This window comes from Streptomyces sp. NPDC048255 (genome assembly GCF_040652415.1).
GTDB lineage: Bacteria > Actinomycetota > Actinomycetes > Streptomycetales > Streptomycetaceae > Streptomyces.
Genome location: NZ_JBEZMA010000115.1, coordinates 1 through 7635, shown reverse-complemented (window position 1 = coordinate 7635; position 7635 = coordinate 1). Strand labels below are relative to the sequence as shown.

Annotated in this window: 7 protein-coding genes and 3 pseudogenes; 7 read left to right on the top strand and 3 right to left on the bottom strand. The window is 71.3% G+C overall.

Annotated elements, in window-relative coordinates; all coding sequences use genetic code 11:
- Positions 1-480 precede the first annotated feature (480 nt).
- The 4 genes and pseudogenes from AB0D94_RS37400 to AB0D94_RS37385 all read left to right on the top strand — a co-directional run bounded on the left by AB0D94_RS37400 (position 481) and on the right by AB0D94_RS37385 (position 2545).
- Positions 481-657, top strand: a complete 177-nt coding sequence (locus tag AB0D94_RS37400) for a DUF6233 domain-containing protein (protein WP_362062313.1) — start codon at positions 481-483, stop codon at positions 655-657.
- 323 nt (positions 658-980) lie between these two features.
- The gene (locus tag AB0D94_RS37395; protein ID WP_079403197.1) at positions 981-1370 is read left to right on the top strand and encodes a hypothetical protein; all 390 of its coding nucleotides are present in this window, start codon (positions 981-983) and stop codon (positions 1368-1370) included.
- Between the two features lie 71 nt (positions 1371-1441).
- Positions 1442-1912: pseudogene (locus AB0D94_RS37390) on the top strand (translational GTPase TypA); the annotation flags it as partial.
- Between the two features lie 249 nt (positions 1913-2161).
- Positions 2162-2545, top strand: a complete 384-nt coding sequence (locus tag AB0D94_RS37385) for an SH3 domain-containing protein (protein ID WP_362062308.1) — start codon at positions 2162-2164, stop codon at positions 2543-2545.
- A 405-nt stretch (positions 2546-2950) separates the two neighbouring features.
- Here AB0D94_RS37385 and AB0D94_RS37380 read toward each other — a convergent pair.
- Positions 2951-3517, bottom strand: a pseudogene (locus tag AB0D94_RS37380) (relaxase domain-containing protein); the annotation flags it as partial.
- A 219-nt stretch (positions 3518-3736) separates the two neighbouring features.
- Between AB0D94_RS37380 and AB0D94_RS37375 the strand changes: the two are divergent.
- Complete coding sequence (locus tag AB0D94_RS37375; RefSeq protein ID WP_362062305.1) at positions 3737-3934, top strand: hypothetical protein; 198 nt, start codon at positions 3737-3739, stop codon at positions 3932-3934.
- Positions 3935-4154: 220 nt separating this feature from the next.
- Positions 4155-4400: a hypothetical protein gene (locus AB0D94_RS37370; protein WP_362062302.1), complete on the top strand. Its 246-nt coding sequence runs from the start codon at positions 4155-4157 to the stop codon at positions 4398-4400.
- Here AB0D94_RS37370 and AB0D94_RS37365 read toward each other — a convergent pair.
- Positions 4326-4626: pseudogene (locus AB0D94_RS37365) on the bottom strand (transposase); the annotation flags it as partial. The gene AB0D94_RS37370 and the pseudogene AB0D94_RS37365 overlap by 75 nt on opposite strands.
- Positions 4627-4765: 139 nt before the next feature.
- Between AB0D94_RS37365 and AB0D94_RS37360 the strand changes: the two are divergent.
- Complete coding sequence (locus AB0D94_RS37360) at positions 4766-5713, top strand: hypothetical protein (RefSeq protein ID WP_362062299.1); 948 nt, start codon at positions 4766-4768, stop codon at positions 5711-5713.
- Here AB0D94_RS37360 and AB0D94_RS37355 read toward each other — a convergent pair.
- Complete coding sequence (locus AB0D94_RS37355) at positions 5691-6335, bottom strand: hypothetical protein (protein WP_362062296.1); 645 nt, start codon at positions 6333-6335, stop codon at positions 5691-5693. The genes AB0D94_RS37360 and AB0D94_RS37355 overlap by 23 nt on opposite strands.
- Positions 6336-7635: the final 1300 nt, after the last annotated feature.

Genomic DNA, 7635 nt, shown 5'->3' with positions numbered 1-7635 from the left:
GGGGGGGGGGGCGCCCCCCCCCCCCGCCCCCCGGCGCCCCCCCGGGCGGCCCCGGCGGCGCCGCGCCCCCCCCCGGGGGGGGGCCGGGGGGGGGGGGGGGGCCCGCCCCCCCCCCCACGGCGCCGTGCCCGCCCCGCACCCCACCCCACCGTTCTTCGAGTCACTCGAACCGGCGATGGCACCACACCTGTTGCAGCGACTAGCGTTGGCGGTCCGCGCGCTGAGCTGCACAAGCCGACCTTCGTCTGCCTCGCGCCACACCGTCTCCCCCAGAGAACCCGCTCTGCGCAGCGTGCAAGGCACTGCGGCAGGCGCAGTACGGAAGCTGAGAACGGTGTCCGTCCTGCCCCCTGACCTGCCCCGGCTGCGGACACTGTCACTTACCTGCTCGGCCGCGCAGAGCGCGCTCTGAGTGCGGCCGAGGAGGCCGAGGCCGCCGCCGCGCGCAGGCGGCCTCCCCTTGAGCCGCCCGCATGGCTCGTGGAGCGCGGGATAGGCACCGGGCGGCCCCCGGTCCGTGTCCGTGCCGGGGGCTGCTGGGACACCGGCAAGCGCTGCGCTCCCGCCACCCCCGAGCAGATCCGCGGCCTGCTGGCCTCGGGGATACCCGCGTGCACCCACTGCCGTTCCGACACCGCCCTCGGGGTGCTGGAGTGAGCGGCTGGCACCACCGCGGAGAGATGAGCCCTGGCCTGCGTGTGATCGTCTACCCGCCCGACGAAGAGGGCGGCGACGCGTGCGCTGCGACGGTCAGATCCTCGGCCGTGCCTTCGGCCCCGGCGACGTGCTGGAATTCTGAGCGCTACCACCACGGGTTGCGCCACGCCCAGGACCAGCTCACCACCTAGCCCCACCGCCCGGTGTGCCAGCGCGTCCACCTGGACAGTGGTCGTAGCCGGCCCGGCTCCCGCCTCGGATACCGTGTTCCTCTACGGGGTGCCATAACGGATGTGACGCCCCCCACCGGAGGTAGTCAGCGTATGAGTTCAAAGCGCAGCAAGAATCCAGCCCTGCCCGTACTTGACGACGCATTCCGACTCGCGTCGGTCAAGGACGCCGAAGAGTCCACCCGTGACTTGGCCGCGCGGCTGGCCACCACCGAGCTGCGCCGCGTTTCCCACCCGGGCCGGGTCACCTGGGAGCCCACCGATCAGGCCGAGCCCGTACCGGTCCCGCCGACTGTGGTTGACGGTGACGGGGACCTGTGGCTGCGGGACCGGGGCACTGGCACCTGGACCATGCCCGAGTTCAACCCGAAGGAGTTCCCGGCCCGCTGTGGCGAGGTTCTGACGTGGAACCAGCTTGCCCGCGAGTTCGGCCCGCTTACCGCACTGGCCGACGACCGCCGCATCGGCGGCGGCCGGCGCTGACCGCGCAGCCTTCTGGGATGACCGCGCCCCTGAAGCGCCCGTTACAGCCGGAATTGTCGTCAGGCCGGGCTGGCTTCCGTACGGAGTTCCTGACGCAGACCCGCGGCACCGGCATCGCGCACTCCCTCTTCGAGGGTCACGAGCCGTGGTTCGGCGAGCTGCGCACCCGCCACAACGGTTCGCTGGTCGCGGACCGCTCCGGTTCGGTGACACCGTTCGCGATGGTCAACCTGCAGGAGCGCGGTGTCATCTTCCTGGAGGCCGGCACCGAGGTCTACGAGGGCATGATCGTCGATGAGAACTCGCGTGCCGACGACTTGGACCTGAACATCACCAAGGAGAAGAAGCTCACCAACATGCGTGCGGCGGCCGCCGACAACACCGAGAACGTGGTGCCGGCCCGCACGCTGTCGCTCGAGCAGTCGCTGGAGTTCTGCCGCGACGACGAGTGCATCGAGGTGACCCCGGAGACCGTGCGTATCCGCAAGGTCGTCCTGGACCAGAAGGAGCGCGGCCGCACCAGCTCGCGCGCCAAGCGCTGACGCCGTCCGGGCCTCCTGAAAGGGGGCGTCCCGGGGCTTCAGCGTCTTACGGACTCCCCAACCGGAACGGGCCACTTCCCCCGTTCCGGTTGGGGAGTTCTCGTGTGCCAGGCGGCTGATTGCCCCGATGGCGCTAACGTCGTGCGCGGCTCCGGTGTCTTTGAGCGGTGACACCGCTCGGCCGGCCCGGGCCTGCTCCTACGTACGTGTTCCGCACCCAGAACCGACGACGCAAGGGGAATCGATTCCATGACCGTCACAGCAGCACGCCGCATCATGTCACCGCGTCGCTCCGCCGCCCGCACGGCGGCCGTGGCGGCCCTGTCCGCCGCCGCGCTCCTCGGCGGCGGTCTCACGGCCCAGGCCGCCGCACCCGCCCGCACGACGGGCGCGGTCGTGGAGCTCGCGCCAGCCACTGTGCTCGCCACCCGGTGCTACTACAGGGTCAACGCCACCGGCGGTCTGGTGATCCGCAGCGGTCCCGGCACCAGCTACACGCGCGTCGGGTCCTACCCCAACGGCGCCACGGTCCTCGCGTCGGCGTCCACCACCAACGGCTTCCGCAACGTGGGCACCAACCGCTGGGTCTCCGCGACGTACCTCGTCCGCATCACCAGCTATCCCTGCGAGTGACAGGGACCCGCGCCGAGGACACCGTTCCCCAGCCCTTCAACGGGCCGCCGGCCGCCGGAAATCCCTCCGGCGGCCGGCGGCCTGTCCGCTGCCTCCGACCGGTCTCCGAATTCATCACTGTCAACGTGTTATTCCCGACGATGTGTCCGGATACCGATGAGCGCTCTCCGGAAGTTGCCATCCGAGATACCCCGATGCTCCAGAAGCGCAGCCATCTCGGCGCCAGACAGGACGTCGCTCTGCAGGTACCGCTCCACCAGTGCCCGATCAACCGAGAACAGCTGCACCCGCCACTCCGCTCAGAAGAGATGAGTGACGAGATGTACCAGGCGCTGGCCTTCCGCGGAGGTGATCTTCACTGTCCCGAGGGATGGGTAATGAGACAGATCTGAAACGCCCCAAGAAAAGGAGCGGCCGTGATTCCCGGGCTCGGGACTCGTAGTGCCGGAACAACGCGACGATCAGCCCGTCCCGGATCGGCTTGTGCTGCTTGCCGCCGCTCCGCCAACGGATCTGTGCGACCCCGTCCTCGAGCCACGCCAGCGTCTTGTCCCGGGCGATGTCCTGGCACAGCTCCAGCATCATGCGGGTCTCGTCATCCCCGAGCGCCCAGGCGATGTGCGCCGTCGACGGGGCCCGGAACACCAGGTCCATCGCCAGCCAAGGCGTCCGCTCCTTGGCGGTCTCGGTCTCAGGTGACTGGTTGTGCTCGATGGGCCTGCCCAGCACGGTCGCCCGCCGGGCCTTCGCCGGGCTCTTGCCCCGTGCCAGGTGCTCACGCTCGATCCGGTCGGTGTCCGGGCGCCGGCCCTCACCGAGGAGGAGTTCGGCCTGCCGCTCGGTCACCACGTCCCCGGCCGTGAGGCCGACCGCGGCCAGGCCCCGGCCCTTCCAGACGCCGTGCGGGACACCGGCCTCGTCTTGGGCGGCGCGCAGCGGCCTATCCGCAGGGCGTTGGCCGTCCCCGACCATCACGCCGCGGAACAGATAGCGCCACCCATCACCCGGACGAACATCCGCTCTACTGATCACCGGGCAATGGAACCCCGCCCGTGACCTGTGCGAAAGCGTGATCCGAAGTGCTTCCCGCCGGGCGGGAAGCCGTCACCAAGTCTTTGCCGAAGCGCCCGCCAGGCGGGCTGCCGCGGCAGCCCGAGACGGTAAGCCGCGAGTGTGTGCACGGTCCGCCGCATGACGACCCAAGTGATCTACGCAGACCCCTGCCCGCTGTGCTCGCGCCCGCTCCGACCCCAGTTCGGCCGCACCCGAGAGTCCGGCCAGCACGACGGCCCGGCCCGCGTCTGGTTCCAGCGGTACCGCTGCGACAGCTGCGAGGCCACCCGGCCCCAGCAGTTCGCGGACGTGATGCGCGCCCTCTTCGAGAACTGACTCGGACCGTGCGAATGCTGCGCCCCGACCACCCGGGCCCCAACCGCCCCGGAATCCCACTCCAACCGACTCCACCGTCATCGAACACCCACCAGCGCACGACAACCCCAACCACCCACCGCCGCTGAGCACACCGCGTCACCGACGCCCTTCAACACGAACAGCCACCCTCGGCCCCGGCCACCGGCCGGGGGCTTCGTGCTTCCTGGAGGAGTTCACCGTGCCCACGTACGAGGCCCTGCCCCGCTTCACCGCCGACCTGGACCGCCTCACCCCAGAACAGCGGCGCCGCTTCCGACAGACCGTGGCGGCCTTCGTCGACGACTTGCGCGCCGGGCGCTTCCGCGCCGGCCTCCGCGAAGCGCGCGGGTTCGCCGAATCCTGGCGCGCGGGACGAGTACGCCTTGTCGGCCAGGACCACGTCCGGAGCCACCCTCGGTCTGCCGACCGGCCGCGGAACCCGTAAGCGGGCCATGACCTGCGGGAACGCGGGTGCGTCACCGGCCTGGCCGGGTGTGATGACGAAGGCCAGCGGTCGGCAACGGCTGTCGGCGGCCAGGTGGATCTTTGTGGTCAGTCCGCCGCGGGACCGTCCGAGGGCATGTCGGTAGGCTCGCCGGCCGAAGCCCCTTTTGACGGGCCCCGGCGGCGCGCTGGTGGGCACGGACGATGGTGGAGTCGACCGCGACGACCCAGTCGAGGTCGCCTTCGATGTCGGCCTGGGCGAGCAGCGCGGTGAAGACCTTCTCCCAGGTCCCGTCGGCGGGGCCGGGTCAGCCGGACGGCGCGGCCCCGGGTGCGGGTCCGGAGGCCGACGCACAGACTGGGAGCATGTCCGAGCCGCAGGAGCAGCCGCCGCCCGGCCCGCAGCAGCAGTCGTCGGCACCCGGACCAGAGACGGCGGGCCCGTCGAAGGTGTTCCTGGAGAAGGTGGCGTACATCGCGGCGCCGGGGACCATCGTCCTCGGCCTCCTCTACTACTTCGGCAGCACCTACACCGAGGCGTACTACTCCACCTTCGGCGTGCCGACTGCCGACCTCCAGTTCTCCGTCCAGGCCTATCTGGTCAAGAGCCCGAATGCGATCTTCTTCCCGCTCGGGTTCCTGCTGTTCTGCGGGCTGGCCGTGCTGCTGGCGCTGGGGTGGGCGGGCAGGCTGCTGGCCCGGCCGGGGCAGGAGGCCCGGCACGGGACGGTGACCGCCTGGCTGCTCGCGGCCGGGCTGTTCCTGATGCTGACGGGCTTCCCGGTCTTCTTCTGGGAGGACCGGCTGCCGCGGCTCCCCCGGGGCTGGCTTCGCGAGTTCGTGCCCTGCCTGGCGGTGGCCCTGGGTGCCACGCTGGCGTTCTTCGCCGTCCACCTGCGCCTGGGCGGCGGCTCCGACGGGCCGGACCGGGAGAACCGCACGGCCGACCGGCTGTGGCTGGGCGCCGGCGCCATGCTCCTCGGGGTGCTGACGATGAGCCTCTTCTTCGGCATGGCGCGGTACGTGGCGGCGGCCGGCCGCATCGAGGGGATGCACGACGCCGCGGGAGGCTACCTCTCCAGCCCGAGGGTCGTGGTCTACTCCCGGGTGCCCGTGACCCACCACGCGCCGGGCATCGTCTTCGACGACCTGGGCAGCGGCAAGGGCCCGTACCGCTACCAGTACCGCGGCTTCCGCATCCTCGCGAAGACGCCAGCCCGCTTCTACCTCGTCTCCTACCTGCCGCTGCAGCGGGAGCGCACGCTGGTGGTCCTGCCCGACGACGACACCGTCAGGATCGAGATCCGCCCGTGAGGGCGGGGAGATAGCCGTCGGTGGGACTGGGCTCGGGGGGCTCGGACCCCGTCTCGGCGGTCGGTGACGGCGACGGCGTCTCGGTGACGGTGGTGGCCTCGTCGGTGGGGGTGGCCTCGTCGGTGGGGGTGGCCTCGCCCAGTGCCTCGCCGGAGATGCCGACGGTCAGGACGTTGCCGTCGGAGGTCGTCGCGATCAGCTGCCCGGAGAAGGGGCCGGCCTCCGTGGCGATGTGCCGCACCCAGATCCGGCAGGTGCCGCCCGGCGGCAGCTCGACGCCCTGGCACCTGTCATTGACGATCGAGATCTCGCCCCTGTCGACGGTGGCGGCGATGTTCTGGACGGTGACGGCCTCGCCGGTGCTCGGGTTGACCACCGTGACGGGCTCGCCGGTGGGCTCGCCGACCCGCGCCCTCGGCACGTTGATCGGCGCGGATTCGTCGCCTCCCTTCCCCAGGAACACCGAGGCCGAGGCGGCGGGCGTGGGCTCCTCGATCCCGGCCGTCGTCGGGGGCGGCGACGACTCGGACCCGCCGCCCGACCCCCCGCTCTGGCATCCTGCGGCCGCGGCCAGCACCCCGGCCACCACTGCCGCGACGAGACCACGGACGACTGCGCGCATCACGGCACCACCACCTCCGCTCCGGATCCGGCCCGCAGCCAACGTCCCACACGCCCGCCCCCGTCCCGGCCCACCCGCCTCCGTGACACAACGTCATCACCCGAAGGGACGCGTCCGGTTCGCGGCCCCGCCGGGCGGGGCAACGAACCTCTCCACCTCCCAGAGGCACGAGCCGGTCTGATCGCGTCAGATCACAACGGAGCAGGCGTGAACTCCACCTCCGTACCACCACAGCCCGCCGCGATGTCCAGCAGCCGGTCCCGCCATCGCTTCTCTGTGCCACCAGACCTGTGACTGAGCGCCGTACTTGGTTCTGACCGCGCTTCCGTGATGACTACGCTCGAGGGACGATCCTCGTCCAGGCCCGGCAGCCGCCGCGCTACCGCCTGTGCAGCGCGGGGCTCTGTCGCGGGAGGGACTCGGAGCCGGCGGCAGGCGGAGCCTTCACGGAAGCGCGGTCAGAACCCCGTACTTGGCCCGTCTGGCCAAGTACGGCGCTCAAGTCGGTGGAGCCCTATGACGGGCACGGTGGTTGCATTGGCGCTGAGGGTCCCGGTTCCGGAGGATCCGGCACCGCCGTTGCCGCCCTTGCCTCCGGCGCCGCCGACGACCTCGGTGTTCTCCTGGGCAGCCGAGACGCTGTCGGCGCCATTGCGCCAGCTCCTCCCGCGCCACCGGTGATGGCGAGCGGGCCGGCGGTGCTGACCTCACCGGTATTGCCGATGCCGCCGTGGCCAGCATCCCCAGCGGCCACCGGTAATGGTGGCCCGGGTGACGCCGGTAACCTTGCCCGCGTTGCCGGTACCGCCGGCCGCGTGCTGACCACCTTGGCCGCCGGTCATCTCCACCGTGGTGGCGCCCCTGACGGTCCCGCCAGTGCCAGCCAGGGAGGGGCGCCCCTGTACGCTCGTCTGCCGGACTCGCGGGTGCTGGGGTGCGAGTATCCGGGGCGCGCCCGTAGCAGTCACGGAACCTGGCTGGCTCGAAGCCGTGCATGAGGCGGCCAGTCTCCTCGAGGGCGTGGGCGCCCACGCGGCCGTGCTGTGCGACTGGTGCGACCGCACCATCACGCGCGGGGCCGGTCCTTGGCCTGGCCCCGTGCCAGGGGCCATGGCCTGTCGATACCTGCCGGGCCAGTTGCCCCCCGGCCACAGACTGGGTACGTCCACTCCGTGCGATCTCACAGCCAGATCTCAGAGACAGTCCCTAAAGGGTGTTGCAGAAGGTCTGTCTTGGGCAGGCCGCAGTGGTGTTTGATCTGCTTGTTCACCGTGTCAGGGCGAGGTTGTGCATGGTGGCG

Bases quoted from the DNA above. Each gene is read 5' to 3' on its own strand.
- AB0D94_RS37355 (WP_362062296.1), bottom strand. From the start codon at position 6,335: ATGCGCGCAGTCGTCCGTGGTCTCGTCGCGGCAGTGGTGGCCGGGGTG.
- AB0D94_RS37385 (WP_362062308.1), top strand. From the start codon at position 2,162: ATGACCGTCACAGCAGCACGCCGCATCATGTCACCGCGTCGCTCCGCC.
- AB0D94_RS37375 (WP_362062305.1), top strand. From the start codon at position 3,737: ATGACGACCCAAGTGATCTACGCAGACCCCTGCCCGCTGTGCTCGCGC.
- AB0D94_RS37360 (WP_362062299.1), top strand. From the start codon at position 4,766: ATGTCCGAGCCGCAGGAGCAGCCGCCGCCCGGCCCGCAGCAGCAGTCG.
- AB0D94_RS37395 (WP_079403197.1), top strand. From the start codon at position 981: ATGAGTTCAAAGCGCAGCAAGAATCCAGCCCTGCCCGTACTTGACGAC.